At 41.0% G+C, this 17,556-nt stretch carries 18 protein-coding genes; all 18 read right to left on the bottom strand.

Going from position 1 to position 17,556, the window contains the following annotated elements; genetic code table 11:
• Positions 1 to 22: 22 nt before the first annotated feature.
• Positions 23 to 1,423, bottom strand: a complete 1,401-nt coding sequence (gene gltA, locus ORH16_RS06390; RefSeq protein WP_265457257.1) for an NADPH-dependent glutamate synthase — start codon at positions 1,421 to 1,423, stop codon at positions 23 to 25.
• The gene (locus tag ORH16_RS06385) at positions 1,416 to 2,255 is read right to left on the bottom strand and encodes a sulfide/dihydroorotate dehydrogenase-like FAD/NAD-binding protein (protein ID WP_265457255.1); all 840 of its coding nucleotides are present in this window, start codon (positions 2,253 to 2,255) and stop codon (positions 1,416 to 1,418) included. The genes gltA and ORH16_RS06385 overlap by 8 nt, the downstream gene beginning before the upstream one ends.
• Positions 2,256 to 2,291: 36 nt before the next feature.
• Positions 2,292 to 3,113, bottom strand: coding sequence for a selenium-dependent molybdenum cofactor biosynthesis protein YqeB (gene yqeB / locus ORH16_RS06380; RefSeq protein ID WP_265457253.1), 822 nt, complete (start codon positions 3,111 to 3,113; stop codon positions 2,292 to 2,294).
• A complete protein-coding gene (yqeC, locus tag ORH16_RS06375) occupies positions 3,101 to 3,829 on the bottom strand; it encodes a selenium cofactor biosynthesis protein YqeC (RefSeq protein WP_265457251.1) in 729 nt (242 codons plus the stop codon). Before yqeC ends, yqeB begins: the two co-directional genes overlap by 13 nt.
• A complete protein-coding gene (locus tag ORH16_RS06370) occupies positions 3,817 to 4,074 on the bottom strand; it encodes a DUF3343 domain-containing protein (RefSeq protein ID WP_265457249.1) in 258 nt (85 codons plus the stop codon). The genes yqeC and ORH16_RS06370 overlap by 13 nt, the downstream gene beginning before the upstream one ends.
• A 17-nt stretch (positions 4,075 to 4,091) precedes the next feature.
• Positions 4,092 to 4,661, bottom strand: coding sequence for a sulfurtransferase-like selenium metabolism protein YedF (gene yedF / locus ORH16_RS06365; RefSeq protein WP_416207844.1), 570 nt, complete (start codon positions 4,659 to 4,661; stop codon positions 4,092 to 4,094).
• Between the two features lie 42 nt (positions 4,662 to 4,703).
• The gene (gene selD, locus ORH16_RS06360; RefSeq protein ID WP_416207840.1) at positions 4,704 to 5,741 is read right to left on the bottom strand and encodes a selenide, water dikinase SelD; all 1,038 of its coding nucleotides are present in this window, start codon (positions 5,739 to 5,741) and stop codon (positions 4,704 to 4,706) included.
• Positions 5,738 to 6,880 carry a selenocysteine lyase SclA gene (gene sclA, locus ORH16_RS06355; protein ID WP_265457245.1) on the bottom strand — a complete coding sequence of 381 codons (1,143 nt, stop codon included), beginning with the start codon at positions 6,878 to 6,880 and terminating at the stop codon, positions 5,738 to 5,740. Before sclA ends, selD begins: the two co-directional genes overlap by 4 nt.
• A 1-nt stretch (position 6,881) precedes the next feature.
• Positions 6,882 to 7,469 (bottom strand): NTP transferase domain-containing protein, encoded by a 588-nt coding sequence (locus ORH16_RS06350; protein WP_265457243.1) that lies wholly within the window; start codon positions 7,467 to 7,469, stop codon positions 6,882 to 6,884.
• Positions 7,470 to 7,515: 46 nt separating this feature from the next.
• Complete coding sequence (xdh, locus tag ORH16_RS06345) at positions 7,516 to 10,086, bottom strand: selenium-dependent xanthine dehydrogenase (RefSeq protein WP_265457241.1); 2,571 nt, start codon at positions 10,084 to 10,086, stop codon at positions 7,516 to 7,518.
• A gap of 340 nt (positions 10,087 to 10,426) precedes the next feature.
• Complete coding sequence (locus ORH16_RS06340; RefSeq protein ID WP_265457239.1) at positions 10,427 to 11,554, bottom strand: ABC transporter substrate-binding protein; 1,128 nt, start codon at positions 11,552 to 11,554, stop codon at positions 10,427 to 10,429.
• A 3-nt stretch (positions 11,555 to 11,557) separates the two neighbouring features.
• The gene (locus ORH16_RS06335) at positions 11,558 to 12,289 is read right to left on the bottom strand and encodes a Rossmann-like domain-containing protein (RefSeq protein WP_265457237.1); all 732 of its coding nucleotides are present in this window, start codon (positions 12,287 to 12,289) and stop codon (positions 11,558 to 11,560) included.
• Entirely contained in the window at positions 12,273 to 13,064 is a 792-nt protein-coding gene (locus ORH16_RS06330; protein ID WP_265457235.1) for an ABC transporter ATP-binding protein, read from the bottom strand. Before ORH16_RS06330 ends, ORH16_RS06335 begins: the two co-directional genes overlap by 17 nt.
• 2 nt (positions 13,065 to 13,066) lie before the next feature.
• Positions 13,067 to 14,089 carry a FecCD family ABC transporter permease gene (locus ORH16_RS06325; protein ID WP_265457234.1) on the bottom strand — a complete coding sequence of 341 codons (1,023 nt, stop codon included), beginning with the start codon at positions 14,087 to 14,089 and terminating at the stop codon, positions 13,067 to 13,069.
• Between the two features lie 20 nt (positions 14,090 to 14,109).
• The gene (locus ORH16_RS06320; protein ID WP_265457233.1) at positions 14,110 to 15,105 is read right to left on the bottom strand and encodes an XdhC family protein; all 996 of its coding nucleotides are present in this window, start codon (positions 15,103 to 15,105) and stop codon (positions 14,110 to 14,112) included.
• Positions 15,086 to 15,463 (bottom strand): winged helix-turn-helix domain-containing protein, encoded by a 378-nt coding sequence (locus ORH16_RS06315; protein ID WP_265457231.1) that lies wholly within the window; start codon positions 15,461 to 15,463, stop codon positions 15,086 to 15,088. The genes ORH16_RS06320 and ORH16_RS06315 overlap by 20 nt, the downstream gene beginning before the upstream one ends.
• A gap of 60 nt (positions 15,464 to 15,523) precedes the next feature.
• Complete coding sequence (locus ORH16_RS06310; RefSeq protein WP_265457229.1) at positions 15,524 to 16,087, bottom strand: nucleoside-triphosphatase; 564 nt, start codon at positions 16,085 to 16,087, stop codon at positions 15,524 to 15,526.
• Positions 16,088 to 16,228: 141 nt separating this feature from the next.
• On the bottom strand, positions 16,229 to 17,545 hold the full coding sequence (locus tag ORH16_RS06305; RefSeq protein WP_416207839.1) for a nucleobase:cation symporter-2 family protein: 1,317 nt from the start codon (positions 17,543 to 17,545) through the stop codon (positions 16,229 to 16,231).
• Positions 17,546 to 17,556: the final 11 nt, after the last annotated feature.

Below are 17,556 nucleotides of genomic sequence, written 5' to 3'. Positions count from 1 at the left end.
AACGAAAAACATCTAAATAAGATTATTTATTTTGAATATATTTATCAATTTCAACAGCAGCCACCTTACCGGCCCCCATGGCTAAGATGACCGTAGCCGCTCCTGTGACGATATCGCCTCCTGCAAAAACTCCTGGAATAGATGTTTTTCCAGTTTCGGGATCAGCAGCAATGTACCCCCATCTATTCAAGGTTAACTCTGGGAAGGTATCCAGAAGAACTCGATTAGAGCCTTGGCCAATCGCTTCAATTACTGTATCGGCTTCAATTACAAATTCGCTACCAGCAATTGCTTCTGGGCGGCGACGACCTGACTCATCAGGCTCACCCAACGCCATCTTGATGCACTTGACTCCCATTAAATTATCTTCTTCATCGCCTAGATATTCAACTGGATTAGTTAGCCACTGATACTCAATGCCCTCCTCAACAGAATGATGATATTCTTCAATTCTTGCAGGTAATTCTTCCAACGAGCGGCGATAAACGACTGTCACTTCCTCAGCACCCAATCGCTTAGCCGAACGAGCCGCATCCATCGCTACATTACCGCCACCAATTACCACCACTTTTTTAGAATGTTTAATCGGCGTTGCATATCGAGGAAACTCATAGCTGTGCATCAAATTAATTCTCGTCAGATATTCACTTGACGAATACACACCATTCAACGAAGTCCCAGCAATCCCCATAAAATTGGGCGTTCCTGCCCCCACTGAGATATAGCAGGCGTCAAAGTCCGCCATAATTTCAGCCATCTTGAGAGTTTTTCCAACGATTATATTGGTTTCAATTTTGACACCTAAAGCAGCAATCGATTCAATTTCCTTTTTTACAATTCGTTTTGGCAAACGAAATTCTGGAATGCCATAAGTTAAGACGCCACCAGGCTCATGCAAGGCTTCAAAAATTGTTACATCATAATTCAGCTTGGCTAAATCACCAGCAACTGTCAATCCAGAAGGGCCGGAACCAATCACGGCAACCTTACCAAGTTTTTTAATAGAGGCAGGTGACACAGCAGAAAAATCTTTATTTTCCAATGACCAGTCTGCCACCAAGCGTTCCAATTTGCCGATTGCTACCGGTTCATAATTTTTTGCCAGGCCAAGCCGGCAAACTTGCTCGCATTGCTTTTCCTGTGGGCAAACCCGGCCACAAATTGCTGGTAGATTAGTGTATTTCCCCAGCACTTCAGCAGCTTTAGCCATATCGCCGTCCTTAATGGCCAAAATAAAACCAGGAATATCAATCATTACAGGGCACTTCGCAATGCAAGGTGCATTACGACACTGTAAACAGCGAACAGCTTCTTCTTGGCCTTCTGAAATTGTGTATCCTAGACAAACCTCATCAAAATTATGACTGCGGATTTGTGGGTCTTGTTCGGCAATCGGTGTTTTAGTTCGACTTTTTTTAGCCATGAGTGTTCACCTGCTTTCCTTGAGAAGAACTCAAGTAGGCTGATTCTTCTGTTTTATACTGCTTCATTCGGCTAATAAACTCGGTCCAGTTCACTTCATTGCCTCTAAACTCTGGTCCATCCACACAAGCAAACTTGATACTACCGTCCACCGTTACCCGACAGCCGCCACACATCCCAGTCCCATCAATCATAATCGGATTTAATGAAACATAAATCGGTAGGTCATATTTTTCAGCCGTTAAAGTACAAAATTTCATCATGATGCTCGGCCCAATTGCCCAGCTGCAATCAATTCTTTCCCGTTGAATCACTTGCTCCATCGCTTCAGTCACTAAGCCCTTTTGGCCCAGTGAGCCATCATCAGTAGTCACAATGACTTCATCAGAATAGATTTCACAATCTTTTTGTAAAATGACTAATTCCTTCGTCTTCGCTCCTAAAATGGTGATCACTCGATTGCCGGCTTTTTTCAAGCCCTTTACAATCGGATAAATTGCGGCAATTCCAACACCGCCGCCAACAATCATCACTGTTCCATAATTTTTTATTTCTGTCGGTTGACCTAATGGACCAGAGACATCTAAAATGTTATCACCTGTTTGGAATTTAGCTAAGTCTGCTGTTGATTTGCCAATCACTTGAAAAATTATGCGAATTTGACCAGTTCCACGATTACTATCACAGATTGTTAGCGGAATACGTTCGCCAAGTTGATCGATTCTTAAAATTATAAATTGGCCCGGTTCAGCTTTGTCAGCAATTAACGGGGCCTCAATCCAAAAGTCAAACTCATTTTCTGAAAGTTGACTGCTCTTTTTGATTTTGAACATTCATCTAATCTCCAATTCTTTTATCATACTATTTTGTTATTCAATCAAACCTCTTTGCTGCCCTAAATAAAGACATGCTTCTAAAGCAGCCCCACCGATATTGCGGGCTTTGTCTGAGATTGTTAGCCAGTCAACCTCCTCGGCTGGTCGGGGATCAACATCGCCACATTTCAATCCGTTGGCAACAATCGCACCTTCTGCTATCAGGCCTCTTACTGTGCCATCAAGGGGTGACAAAACCTTTTGTTGATCAATGTAAAATAATGGCTCACCTTTTTTTACCACATCGCCTATTTGTGAAATTAGTTTCACTGTTCCAGCGACTGGCGCATGAATAACTCGTTCACTACTTTTCCCGCCTAACTCGCCTGGAATTCCAGTATTGGGAAGAGCTGCTCCTTTGAAGTACAAGCGCCCTAAGGAATGCCCACGCATTGTTTCAATTACAACATCTACATCTCTTTCAGCAATGAAACCGGGGCCTAAAGCAATTGTGATAGGGGCCATTTTACGAGTTGTCCCTAAATTTTTTTTGGCTAAAATCGCATCAACCACCACCGATGGTTGCAAGTCCGCTAGTGTTTTTCCTTCAGGGTCAATAAGCACTGGTATTCGATTTGATTGCCACACTTTTTGACAGTCTGCTGGACTATCAATGAGTTCGGCAGTAATGTCTTCCACTTGAAACTTTTCTTTTAAGACTGCTGAGCTTAAAGCGACGGATCTTCTGATAGACAATGGAAAAGCGACTTCCAAGATAACGACTTTAAAACCCGCCCGCTTAAATTTTTGGACGACTCCTGTGGCAATATCACCGCCACCACGGACAACTACAATCGCTTCATTTATTTTTGCCATAGAATCACTCCTGTCTGCTCCTTAACACTGCCAGCAACAATTTTGTCAACAGCCGCCGTTTTTCTCAGCAATTGGCTAATTGTTTCGGCTTCTTTTAATTCTGTTGGTGTTTCTACTTGATTAATATACAAAACTCGTTGGCCTTGGGCTTTTTGAAAAAGTCCGGTTTCTACTAGTTTTGCCAGTATCTGTGGCGTAATAATTTCGCCTTCTTTGGTTTCCGTTAACGAAAGAAATATTGGCAGTCGATGAACAATATCAGCAGTAATTTTTTTGCCGAGCACTTTGATTGGCACCACACCAATAGTGGCTGTTGTACCAACCACTACCACTGGTTCAAAAGCTGCCCAGCCTTTTAGTGGCAGCTGCTTTGAACCATCTGCTTCTAAAAAAACTTTGTCATATTTTTTGGCTAGGGCAGAAAAGGTAACAGCCTTCGGAGCTTGTAATTTTTTTCGCTTATTTTCTGCAAAAAACACATCACCAATAATGGTAATTCCTGATGCTGCTGATTCACACGAGTTAAAGGTATCTGTGTATAAATAGTCATAGTCTGTTGGCTGTGGGTATGCAATTTTAGTGGTGGTAGAAATTAAAACCCGTTGGTTCCGCACCTCTTCAGCCAGATAATGAATCAGACTTGATTTTCCACCGCTGCCGATGACTGAAAAAAATTGTTTTTCTGGCGTCAAAAAACAATTGCTCAAGTCTGCCATTTTTGATAAATCCTCTCTTGGTCAGTCCCGCCTATTTTAAAAATTTCAACTAGAGGGACATTTTTTTCCTTTAGGACCTTGACGACCTCTAAAATATCTATCTGTTTTACTCTCAGGCACATATTGCATAAGTCACCAAGACCGATTGGCAGGGGCATGATGGTAGCATCAATCGGCAAAGCTTTTAGGGCTTTTTCGCCCTTCATGACGTTATGCATACTTTGAAAAGTTAATAAATAATCCATCCTCTTCACCACTTTTCTTAAAATGAAATCACTTTACCTGCAGTAGCTAAAGTTAGACTGATTGTATACATATTGGTAATGTCACCTATCGCCAGTTGCTCCTTGATGTCAAAAAAATCTAGGCAGGCGCCACAGGTACTAATTTGTGTTCCCTGGTTTGCTAGCTTTTGCAAATCTTCTAAAACTGGGGAGTCTTGATTGGTTAAAAAGACCCCTCCGTGAAAGAAAATTAGCTGGGTTGGCGCTTGGGGCAGCTCTGTTAAGGAATAGATATAACTTTGCATCATCATCCTTCCTAATTCAGGATTGCCTTCACCTAAAATCTGCTTCCCGAAAATGACCACAAATTCTGAAGTTTCTTGAGATTCTGTAACCTGAGAGACTGGTTTCTTTAATAAGATGATAAATTCTTCAATTGATATTTCTGTTACTTCAACTGGAATATGTTTTCCTTTGGCCATTTTTTTGATATTTTCAACAGCTACTTGATTGTCCACCAAAACCTCGACAAATCCTGCTTCATCGCCTAATTCCTGCAACGCTTTTTTTGCTTCAATCACAGGAATCGGACAAGGCTTGCCTAGCATGTTTACTGTAATCTTTTCCACACTATCTCCTCCTCAAAAACTTTATACCAATAGGATTGCGGTCTGGCTTCGAGGTATCACTTCACCGATAATGGCCGCTATTGGATCGCTTTTTTGAATACTGTTTAACAACTCTGCAGCTTGATTCGCTGCAACACTGATTAATAAGCCGCCAGAGGTTTGTGGGTCAAATAGAACTTCTTGCATGGCAGCATCAACGCCATTTAATGAAATGTTTTTGACAAATTGACGATTCCGCTGACCACCGGCTGTCGCTAAATATTCTCCAGCATAGGTCAGAGCTCCTGGCAATAACGGTAGTGCCTCTGTATCAAGTACTAACGTATATCGCTCACCAGCCATCTCTAAAGCATGACCTAATAAGCCAAAGCCAGTTACATCGGTACAGGCACGAACTGGAAAGTCGTGGAAATTTTGAGCAGCATATTTATTGAGTCGCTCCATAGATTGCAGACAAATTTCTTCATCATCATGTTGAACAACACCACCTCGTGCTGCTGCCTGAACCAAGCCAACACCTAAAGCCTTTGTTAAAATCAGCAAATCGCCTGCTTGAGGCGTATTATTATAAATAATTTTTTGCGGATCAACTCGCCCAGTCACGGCTAAGCCGTACTTAGCTTCATGATCATAAATTGAATGACCGCCGGCAATCACAGCCCCCGCCTCCTGCACTTTTTGCGCTCCGCCTAACAAAATATCGTGTAGGATAGTCAAAGGTAACTTTTGCGGAAAACAAATCATATTCAAAGCAAATAGTACTTCGCCCCCCATTGCATAGACATCACTTAAGGCATTCGCAGCTGCAATCCGACCAAAGCGTAAGGGGTCTTCCACCATTGGAGAGAAAAAGTCTAGCGTTGAAATAATCCCATCCTGATGAAACTGATAGACAGCAGCATCATCTGTGCTATCAAAGCCAACTAGCAAGTTGTCATTGTCTATTTGTGGCAGTTGCTGCAAAATGTCATGTAACTCACTTGCCGCTAGCTTTGCACCACACCCACCTGAAGTGCAGCTGGACAAAAAACTTATTTCATTTTCTTTTGTCTGCTTCATCCTAACACCTCCTGTAGTGCTCTAAGGGTATAAGCAATCTCAGCTTCCGTATTTTCATAGCCTAAACTAAAACGTAAAGCACCAGTTTCAAAGGTACCAGCAGTTTGATGCGCATCCGGGGCACAATGCAATCCACAACGGGTAACTATTTGATACTCTTGAAAAAGGCGGTCGCCAAGTTCATTTGGTGCCATTTTTTCAGGCACCACTGATAAGATTGGTACTGAAGTTACTATTGTCTGCGTTCCTAAAATCCGTAGTGGCAGTTGTTGCAAACCAGCTAAGAAATAGTCGTATAAAGCCTGTTCCTTTTTTTGGATAGTCTCTAATCCAATACCCTGTAGCCACTCAATACTTTTTGTCAGACTCAAAATCCCAACACTGTTTAACGTGCCTGATTCAAACCGATCTGGTAAAAAATTTGGCTGTTCTTTTGATTGAGATAAACTACCAGTTCCACCAGTCAGCCAAGGCTGCATTTTTTTTGCAGCCCTCTCACTGATTAAAAAGCCGCCAATACCTGAAAGAGCATATAAACTTTTATGACCAGTAAAGGCCAAGACATCTGCATGCAATTCCTGCATGTCAATTGGTAAAAAGCCAGCGGTCTGAGCAATATCCAAAACTGTAATAATTCCCTGAACCTGTGCTTTAGCAAAACATTCTTTAATCGGTAAAATCGTACCTAAAACATTCGAAGCGTGGGTCAAGACCAACACTTTGGTATTAGGCTGAAAGACTTTTTCCACGTCAGCCGGGCAAAGCTTGCCATCAGGACTGCAAAAAACCTGCTGGAGACTAACCCCTTTTTTCTCTAGCAAATACAACGGTCTTAAGACAGCATTATGCTCAACGGTTGAAGTGATTACGTGATCGCCCGGTTGCAGCAAACCATTTAAGACCATGTTCAAAGACAGTGTGACGTTACTTGTGAAAATCACTCTGGCAGAATCTTCTCCATGGAAAAAATCATTTACAACTTCCCGACCATTAAAAGCCAGCTCCCCATCTTGATTCCAATAACTGCGTTTATCATTTAACTGATTATTCGATTGAAGATACCGACAAACCTCGTCAATGACAGGCTGCGGTTTTTGGATGGAGGTCGCTGCATAATTTAAGTAGACATTTTGAATCAAGCTAATCCCATCCCTCCGAAAATTGTAATAATTTTTGATAACTTTCTGGTGTATCAATATCTAGTAAAAGCTCGGGTCGTGACACTATGATACCTTTGCAAGTCTCTGGGTGATTGTTGCGAACGGTGCGACCCCCGCCCTCTCCCGTCACCATTTCAAGTTCAGTTCTAAACCGATTTCCAAAATAAACTGGACTGCTAGGCGCTCCGTTAACTTGAAGTGGATAGACAATGTTTTCGCTTGTAGCAGAAACTACAATCTCTTTTACTAATTCGGTTGTCAGCAACGGTTGATCTATTGGCAAATAAAGAAAGCCATCTCCCTTTGCTGCTTTAGTTCCTAATTGGACTGTTCTCGTCTGGCCGTCACAAGCCTCTTGATTCAAAACAAGCTGCCAACCATCAGGAACTTGAATACTCGCTAAATTTTCAGGGGAAATCACTAGAATTTTTTCAAAAAAAGGATAAGCTTCTGTCATATCAAACATTCTTTCAATAAATGTTTGACCGTGATACCTCAGCTGTATTTTATTCTGCCCCATCCGTTTTGAAAAACCCGCTGCCATTGCTATTAACGAGATTGCTGTCATTGCCCCACCTCAGTTCTAAAAGTTTCAGTTTAGTTTCTCTAAGCCATCAGCGTTTCTTTTGATAAGGCGTATCTTCGATTGGTAGTTTATTTCTCAACACACCATCACGAGCATAATAAGCACCTGCAATCGCCGGTGCAGTTGGAATTGTTGCCAATTCACCGACACCTTTAACTCCATAAGCTAAGCCTTCATGAATATTTTCTGCTCGGACAAAAACAATGTCGATTGGTGGTACTTGTGCGGCATTTAGTAAGCCTAAATTAGCATAACGAGCTTTGACATACCCATCTTCTAACAGGAATTTTTCAGTTAAAGCGTAACCCATTCCCATCACAATACCGCCTTCGATTTGTCCCTCACAGGCTTTAGGATTTATCACCTGACCCACATCATAAGCTGCAACAAAGCGTTCAACTTTACCTTTTTCATCTAAAATTGCCAACTCAGCCGCATAACCGTAGCCAGCATGACTGACTGGATTTTTTTTGTCATTAATTAATGGGTCCGTCACTGCCGAATATTCCCCGTAAAATTCTTTTCCTTCTAAATCGTCCATACTGCGCCCCATATCTAATTCATAGCGCAGCTGCATGGCAGCTCTTCTAGTTGCCTCTCCAGTGAATAAAGATTGCCGTGATGCTGTTGTTGTCCCTGAATTAGGCGTTCGCTTAGTGTCAGGACTTTCTGCAATAATCATCTCAGCAGGCAAATTCAGGGCTTCACAAGCAATTTGAGTGGTGACCGTCGCCATACCTTGGCCGATACAAGCTGCACTAGTTCGCACGTGGACCTTGCCTTCTTCAACGGAAATAATACAGCGGCCGACATCTGGTAGACCAACGCCAATTCCGCTATTTTTAAAGAAACAGGAAATCCCTGCTGTTGGAGCAGCATCGTAAGCCTCTTTAATCGCCAGTAAAGATTCTTTCAAGGCCGCATTATTGGAAACCAATTGTCCATTTGGTAAAGAGTCTCCCGGTGACACAGCATTTAAGTAGCGAATTTCCCATGGCGTAATCCCAACTTTACTCGCTAATAAATTCAAATTATTTTCTGTAGCAAAGGCGGTTTGGCAAACACCAAAACCACGAAAAGCTCCAGCCGGCGGATTATTGGTGTAGACGGCAGAGCCCTCAACATCAATCGCCTCATAAATATAAGGACCAGCTGCATGGGTACAGGCTCTTTGCAGTACAGGACCACCTAGAGATGCATAGGCACCAGTATCTGAATAAATGACGGCCTTCATTGCAGTTAAACGACCTGTTTCATCACAACCGGTAGTGAAATCCATTTCCATGCCATGTCTCTTCGGATGAACCTTCAGGCTTTCTTCGCGGCTTAATAGGACCTTGACGGGCTTTTGTAAACACCAGGCTGCTAATGATGCATGATGCTGTACACTCATGTCTTCTTTGCCGCCAAAGCCACCGCCAACTAATTTGGCTTGAACATGAACTTTTTCTCGCTCCAAGCCTAACATGCGAGCAACTTCCCGCTGCTCATCATAAATGCTCTGACCAGCGCTATAAAGCAAAATACCCTCATCCTCTGGCATCGCAATCGCACATTCCGGCTCCATAAAAGCGTGTTCATTAATCGGTACCGAATAATGTTCTGTCACAACGTGAGCTGATTTTCGTAAGACTTCATCTGCATTTCCTCTGATAAGATGTTCATGGGAAAGTAAATTTCCTTTTTCATGAATCTTCGGTGCGCCTTCTGCCAAGGCGGCCTCAACTGTTGTCAACGCTGGCAACTCTTCGTAATCTACAAAAACTAATTCTTTAATAGCTGCTAAGCTTTCTTTTTTCTCAGAGACTACTAGAGCAACAGCATCCCCAACATAGCGGGTGATATCTCCAACAGGAATCATGACATCCCAGTCTGAAATAAATTCTAAATGACCGATTTTATTATTACCGGGCACATCCGCTGCCGTTAATACAGCAACACAATCTGGATGGGCTAAGGCTTGTTTTGTATCAATCGCTAAAACTTTAGCTCGTGGATAAGCTGCCCGAATGGCAGAAGCATGGAGCATGCCAGGTACTTCAATATCATCTACATAAATCCCAGTGCCTAAAGTTTTTTCGACGGCATCGACCCGCTGGAAATCCTCTCCTAGCTTGCCGCTAGAATGAACTTCCGGAATCGGTAAATCCTCACGAAACATTTTTGCAGCTAATTTGATTGCTTCAATAATTTTCACATAACCAGTGCAGCGACAAATATTCCCTCTGATTCCTTTACGAATTTCTTCATCTGTAGGGTCTGGCTTTTTATTCAGCAAGCCTTGAGCTGAAATTAAAAAACCTGGAATGCAATACCCGCATTGTACAGCACCTGTCTGAGCAAAAGAGTAAGCGTATACATTTTTTTGCCGCTCAGTTAAGCCTTCTACTGTTAATATTTCTTTGCCAGCAACTTTTTCCAAGTTAAACAAGCAGGCCTTCGATGTTTTGCCGTTGATTAAAACTGTACAGGCACCGCAAGCTCCCTGATTACAGCCATCCTTTGTACCGGTTAGTCGCAAATCATCCCTTAGAAAGTCCATCAACTTTTTATTTTCATCGCAGCTCACCGGTTGATTATTTACTGTAAATGAATACATTTTTGCACCTCAATTCTCCTATTATTTCTCCTTTGATTATATCATAGTCTTTTTAACTAAAAAATATTTTTCAGCAAAAAAACTTTTTTTGTTTTTGGTTTTTTTTAGTCTGATATACAAAAAGTTAATTACTAGTTTAGTCGTTACTTCCCTTCGCAATCCCCTGCTTTATCGACTAAAAATTGAGACATATTGTATTGGACTCTTTACAATAAATTTTCGGCCATGACGGTTTGATTATTTCTTGCCGTCATGGCCGAGAGCACTAATTCTTTATTTTTACTTTTTCGGATCAAGATTATTTTGTGAGGCTAGGTAATACTGATTACTATCATCTGTTTTATTCTGCATTGTTTAACAGCTGGGTCATTTGATCATCTGTAATACTTACATGATAAAACAAGTCATAAAAAGTCTGAATTTCTTCTTTGATGTCAAAATCATATTTTTCGGGATAGATTAAATTGCCTAACCATTGAATCCCGATTATTTGATTAACAGAGGGCGGTGTATTGATAAAGTTATACGGTTCATCAGGTATCCGATAAACATTTCCTTCTTGGACCGCAGTTAATTGCTGCCAAGATTCATCAGTTGTAATCAAATCATACAAGTCTTGTGTTCCAGCAATAATATAGTCTGGTTGCCATTGCAAAAGCTGCTCTAAAGAAATGAGGGAGCCACCTCCGGATGATGCGGCTTCAATACCTTCGGCAGCATTGACTGCACCAATTTTGTCAATCACTTGAGTATGAACAGAACCAGTTGCATTTGTATTCAAGCCAGCATCACCAGTTGCATAATAGACGGTTTTCTTTTCACTATCCGTAAGCTCAGAAGAAATTTTATCAGCGTTTGCTAATACATCCTCACAGTATTCACTTAAGGCTTGCATCTCTGTTTGATTGCCAAACAATTCTCCTAGCTTTTCGTAAGTTGTCGCCATATTGTCTAATGTCGCTTCAATAAAAATTGTTGGAATCTGCAATTGCTCTTGCAGATTGTCCATATCTTCTGTCACGGTATCTTTTTTCTCACCAATATCAATGATCACATCTGGTTTGGCTGCACTCAAGGCTTCCATATTCAAATTGGCATTCTTTCCATAAAATTGACCAAAGACTGGCAGGTCATAATATTTCTGATCAATGTACTCTTTTGCAGCATCAGAAAAAGGACTAGCTATTCCTGCTAATAAATCTGGCGCACTTGTATAAAGCACGATTTGTGCTAAAGGACCAGAAGGAGCTATTGCGGAAATTGTATCCGGGATTTCTACCGAACGACCAGCTGAATCAACAAAAGTCCTTGTACTGGATTCAGTTGTAACAGTTTCGCTAGTGGAAGTCTGACTGTCAGCACTACTACTTGAACCTTGTGTTGTGGCAGTTTGATTGCAGCCGCTCGTCAATAACACACTCAAGATTAACCCGGCAGATAAAAGCCATTGTTTACTTGTTTTTTTCATCTTTTACACTCCATCCTTAACTGCCAATACTGGAATTCCCAATTTGCTCAGTGGCAGTTGTTTCTCTGTTTTTTTCTCTACTAACTCTGTTAACGATAATGGATAATAAGTACCGCCAATCTGTTCAATACCCGCCGAAAATAAGTGCGGCGATAGCGGACAACTGGCGCCTACTAAAATAACTTGAGCCCCTTGAGCCAGTTCTAATAAATGTGGCAATGTTTTATTCACTAAAGTAGAGGCTGTAATAAATACAGTCTCCATTTTTGGCAATAAGTCCTCCGCTCGTTCTGCGGGTAAATCACCTAAACGAGGCGCCAATTCAAATACAGTTGTAAATTTTCTCAGTTCCGGAAACCGGTCAATATAAGGGAAATGACCAACCATGCCTACTTTCTGCTGTTTCATATTGTGAATTTGTTTTAAGGCATCTTCTTTAAACAAAGAATACTCAGAAAATGTGTTGTAAATTTTCTTTTCTTGATTGTAAAAGCTATTTATGGCAGCTAGCCCTAAACTAGCTTCTGACAAGTCATCTGATAAGATTAAGCTGGCGAGCTTTTTTAAACTTGTCCCCACAAATTTTTCTGACTGTCCGTTTTCTTTTTGAAAAGACATCGCTGAACCAATTGCCCACTCACTTGCTACCAATGTCCAACGGGAGGTTCGTCTGATATCTTGAACTTTCGCAGTTTCAGGTATACCTGCTATAAGCTGATTATAGATTGACCACATGGCGACTCCTTTTCGGTAAGCAAACTTGTTCATGTGTTTCCTCAATGCAATGAAGAGTAACTGGAACATGATAAATTTTTTCCAATGTTGCCGCAGTTAAAATGTCTTGTGGTGCACCTTGTAAAAGTGGTGCATTTTTTTGCATCACCAATACTTGATTCGCATATTGAAGAGCATGATTAGGATCATGGGTGGATTGAATAACCAAATAGCCTTGCTTTACTAATTCACCAATCATTTCTAAAACCATCACCTGATTGCCATAATCTAAATTGGCGCAGGGTTCATCCATTAAGATGATTTTACTTTGCTGAGCAACCGCTCGAGCAATGATTGTTAGTTGCTGTTCGCCACCGCTAATCTCAGAAAAAATACTATTTCTTAAATGTTGAATCTTTAACCTCTCTAAAGCTTGCTCCGCCAGTAGATACTGCTTTTTTCCCGGTTGTTGAAATCCTTTCAGACCAACTGTTGTGCCCATTAGAACCATCTCAAAAACAGTGAAGGAAAAGACAGATTGTTGCTTTTGAGGAATATAAGCAATTTTTTTGGCTCGTTCAGCAACAGCAGATTTTTTAAGTGGCTGCTTTTCAACAAAAATTTCCCCAGTTTGAGGTGTTAAAAAACCAAGTAAGCATTTGAATAGAGTACTCTTGCCAATGCCATTTTTCCCCAACAGACAAACAGATTGATTCCCCTCCAGTTGGAAGCTAAGGTTCTTTAATATTGCTTGATTATGATAAGAAAAAGATAAATTTTTCACTTGCAATAACATGCTTATACCTCCCTTCGACTATTTCTGGCAATCAAACTAAGAAAAATTGGAGCACCAATAAATGAAGTTAAAATCCCAATAGGAATTTCACTAGTTGTTAAGGTTCGGGCTAAATCATCAACTATTAGTAAAAAAATGGCTCCTGTCAGCGCCGTTGCCGGTAAGCTATGGCGGTTGTCATTACCGATAATTAAGCGAGAAAAATGAGGAACCACCAGACCTACCCAGCCAATTAATCCACTGACAGAAACAGCTGCTGCTGTGATCAGCGTCGCTGAAAAAATCAATATTAGCCGGATTAATTGGGTGTTGACACCAAGACTTGCTGCTTCTTCTTCACCAAGAGTCATCACATTTAGGCGCCATCGCAATAGAAAAATCGGGAGCATCCCAAGTAAAATTAGCGGCACCGCAGAATAGACATTCGTTATCTTGATTGATGATAAGCTTCCCATCAACCAATAGGTAATCGCAGGCAAGGTATTTAACGGGTCGCCAACTAATTTCAAATAGGAAATTGCCGATGAAAAAAGTGTTCCGACTAGCATTCCGATTAAGATTAAATTTAATGTCGTCTGGTTTTTAAGGATTTTATCTAAGACTAAGACGATTAGCACAGCTATAATTCCAAAAACAAAGGACAGACCAATTACTAGAGAATAGTTTAGCGAAAAAAATAATGCAATCGCTGCTCCGAAAGCGGCACCTTGAGAAGCTCCTAAAATATCCTGTGAAATCATTGGATTTTGAAACAGAGCCTGATAAGTTGCGCCTGCGACTGAAATTCCAGCCCCAATCACCACCGCCATAACAATGCGGGGAAAACGAATATTAAACAAAATCGTATCAATTTGTGAATCCCAGGTGTGAGGCACATCGGCAAATTGCGCGATGACCGCTTGAAAAAAATCAGAAAAAGTAATTGGATATTTCCCAAGGAAAAAAGATAGAATAAAGATTGCAACAAATAGAAGTCCTAATATTAACAAAATGGCGTTCTTTCTTTTTTCTAAGGTTGATTGCATCACGATTCTCCTTTGTTCAACTAAGTTTGACTGCGAATTTCAATAAGCTGTCCAGCAATACTGATTGCTAGCTCGTTTGGTGTCTGAGCTCCAATAGCCAACCCAATCGGCATTGTTAATCGCTCTATACTTGATTCCAAAAACTTTTTTTCCCGTAATTGTTTGATATGGGCAGCAACTTTATGACGACTGCCCATCACACCAATATAACGGGCTTTAGTCTGCAATAGCTGCTCTTCTAGCTCAAGATCAAACAAGTGGCCCCGTGTCATAACTACCGCATAATCTTTCGCCGTGATTTTAACTTGTGTCTTAATATTTGCTAAATCTACTAAAATTCGTTCTTCGGCTAAGGGAAACAATTCCTGTGTCAAAAAATCTGGACGATCATCAAGAATAACGGTTGAAAAGTCAAGGTAATGCAGTACCGGAACTAACGCCTGAGCAACGTGGCCGCCACCAAATATAAAAACTCGTCCAGCCTCTTGAACAAACTCTGAATAATATGACTCCTCTACAATTTCAATGATGCCCCCTGCTGCTATCTCCTTCGTATCAACTAAAGGTAATTCCTCACCCAACCAGCGACCATCGAGAAATAACAACAGCTTCCCCTGCTTCAAGGAGGACAATAAATAGAAAGATTTATCGCTAGCTAGGACCTGCTGAACAGCAGCTGCAATCGAAATTGCTGATTCGTTTTCTGCTGTAAAAAACTGGCAAAGAACGGTGACCTGACCACCGCAAATCATGCCAATATCAGCCGCTTGATTGGGACTGAGAAGAAATTCTTTGCTGATGGTTACGTGTTGTTTGAGACAAGCCTGAGCTATTTTTTCCGACTGATATTCTACAGCGCCACCACCAATTGTTCCAGTGACAATTCCTTCGTGTGTCACCAACATGCGAGAGCCCATCTTTCTGGGGGCGGATCCGCCACTTGCAATAATGGTCACTAGTACAACATTTTGACCATCCTGTAATAATTCCCAAAACTTATGAAAAATTTCTTTCACGTTGTTCCGCCTCCAGTTCCTCAACAAAAATTTCTTGAAATAATTGATCTGCCCTGGCATACATTTTTTGTTCGAAGGATAAATATTGCTGTGTGATTTTTTTACCTGCCTCAGTTACAGTCGACCCGCCACCGCTATTCCCTCCAACACTGCGATCAATCAATGAATAGCCCAATTCCCTTTCAGCATATTGAATAATCCGCCAAGCCTTGCTATATGACATTTGCATTTTTTTTGCGGCTACATTTAATGACTGACTCTGCTCGATTTCTTGGAGCAGCTGTATTACACCTGGACCGAAAAAGTTTTTCTCTTTTCGCAACTTGAGACTCAACGTATAGTCAAAATCCACTGTCATCTTTAATCCTCCTTTTTAATATCTCGTTATTCTCAAAAAAGATAGCGGATAGTAAAAAAATTATGCCAAAAAATCAATTAACTTTGCGTTGACTTTGGCTGCAGTTTCACTATCGAAATGGTGAATTTGCCCCTGTTTTTGGATTGCTTCTTTCACTGTCGCCCGCTTTTCATCAAGTTCAGAAGGTATAGCCAGTCTTTGCCGCTGTTCTTGATAATTTTTTTCACTTTTAAATACACCGACAATCTTTTGTGATCCCTGTAAGATAGCTAATAATTGTTTCATAAAATTCGGTGCCAATAATTCAATACCGCCGATTTCATCTAAGAGAATCAAATTTTCTGAAGCTTGTGCTTGTTCTAATAAGCGGCAACCAAATTTCTCAAAGACAGCTGTCTGCCATTGCGGCTGGGGTTGTCTGATTATAAAAAAATGTTCTGGAATTGGTGGTAGTGCTGCCTGCAGGAATGCAGCATCTCTTAACTCAAACGCTACAATTTGACCTCTGTTGTCAAGCCAACGTTCCACATAAAATCCTGAAAAAGCGCCATTAGTTTGAAGCAGCGTTTGCAATAACGTAGATTTCCCTGAAAACTTCGGTCCTTCGAGAAAAAAATTAGCCATGCCTGTCCTCATTTCTTACTCTCTTTAATAGATTCGCAAGACTGTTACAAAAGTCAAAACCAAAAAATTTGTCTTTTCCATAAATGAACAGAAAGTTTAACATCCATTTGATTAACTTTTGTCACAGACCTGCTGTATTTTTTATTTCAGCTCAGAAGCTGGCTCTTTTTCTTTGAGCACCTGATTTAAAATAATCGCCATAATTGTCGTCAAGATTACTTCTGAATTACCAAAAATGGTCGTTACCCAATCTGGAAATCCAGCTAAGCAACCAGCCGATAATGCCGTACCGACTCCAAAGGCTAAGGAAATTCCTACAATCCCATTATTTCTAACGGTTAATTCTTGGGAAGTTATCATTCTAACCCCTGTCATTGAAATCGTGGCAAAAACTGAAATTGTTGCACCACCGATAACAGCGTAAGGAATCGTTGTTAGCACAGAAGCAATTTTTGGAAATAGACCTGCTAACAGTAAAATAGCTGAAGCAAAAACCATGACATACTTATTAATTACTTTGGTCACCGTAACTAAGCCGACATTTTGACCAAAAGTCGCCACTGGTACAGAACCAAAGAAACTTCCTAGAAAATTAGTGAAACCGCTACCCATGATACCACCAGATAATTCTTTATCAGTTGGTTCCCGATCCATAGCTCCAACGGTCGTTGCGGTAAATTGACCAATCGCCTGCACTGCATCAACTACAAACATCACAATAATTGTCAGAATGGGAACGATTTTAAACTCTAAACCAAAATAGCCGGGCTTAATCATTTGAAAAATGGCGGCTTCACTAACTGGAGTAAAACTCACCATCCCCAATGCCAAGGACAAAAGGTACCCGATAATCATCCCATTTAAAATGGCCGATAGCTTCAAAAATCCTTTGCCAAAATAATTAAAGTAAAAAACAACAATAAACGTCACAAGTGCCACTAGCCAATTTTGCATGGAGCCAAAGTCTGGATTCCCTACCCCGCCAGCCATATATTTGATTGCTACTGGAAATAAGGAAAAGCCAATACTTAAGATGACAGTCCCTGTGACAATTGGCGGAAAGAGTCCACGGATTTTTTTTATGGATAGTCCAACCAAAATGACGATTAAGCTGCCAATCAGCTGGGAACCAAAAATGGCACCAATACCAAAGTCACCACCAATTGCCAAGAGAATTGGCACATAAGCAAAGCTAGCACCCATCATGACCGGCAAGCGGGAACCAATCCGACCGCCAAGCGGAAATAATTGTATTACCGTTGCTATTGCCGAAAAAATTAAGGATGTCTGAATCATAATTGTGGTGTCACTGGAATTTAACCCGCAAACTTTGGCAATCATAATTCCCGGTGTGACAATTCCAACAACCGCAGCTACTACATGCTGGAGTCCCATTGGAATCGCTTCGGCAATCGGCAGTTTTGCATCGTACTGAAATAAAGCTTTTTTATCTTTCAACGCAATCCATC

Origin of the sequence: Enterococcus sp. HY326, from assembly GCF_026157065.1 — a bacterium.
Classification (GTDB): Bacteria; Bacillota; Bacilli; order Lactobacillales; family Enterococcaceae; genus HY326.
The sequence above is the reverse complement of the archived record's forward strand: the minus strand, read 5'-3'. Positions and strand labels throughout refer to the sequence as shown.